The sequence below is a fragment of the Candidatus Poribacteria bacterium genome (genome assembly GCA_021295715.1).
Classification (GTDB): Bacteria; Poribacteria; WGA-4E; order WGA-4E; family WGA-3G; genus WGA-3G.
The window spans coordinates 29,452-29,768 of sequence record JAGWBV010000064.1; the positions used below are offsets into that span (position 1 = coordinate 29,452).

General features: G+C 52.7%; 1 protein-coding gene. It reads right to left on the minus strand.

Annotation, left to right across the window (positions count from 1 at the left end; all coding sequences use genetic code 11):
* Positions 1 to 317: hypothetical protein (locus tag J4G07_15865; GenBank protein ID MCE2415466.1), on the minus strand; the 317-nt coding region annotated here is incomplete at both ends.

Sequence of the window (317 nt, forward strand, 5' to 3'; positions counted from 1 at the left end):
AGTGATTGTAAGTGCGAGTGCGCCTGGGTCGAAGGGACCTGAGATTTCGACAGTTTTGTCAGTGACTGTAGCATCACCTGTGCTTACCGTGATGTCTTCTGGCGGATTGTCAAAGGTGAGGGTGAGGGTATCATCAACAGTGAGTGTCGAGTCGGCTGTTGGATTCGCGCTAACGAATGCTGCCGGAGGTCTGATGGTATAGTTGAGTGTCTGGCTCCCATCTGTCCAAGTGACGGTCAGTGCGAGTGCGCCTGGGTCGAAGGGACCTGAGATTTCGACAGTTTTGTCAGTGACTGTAGCATCACCTATGTTCACCC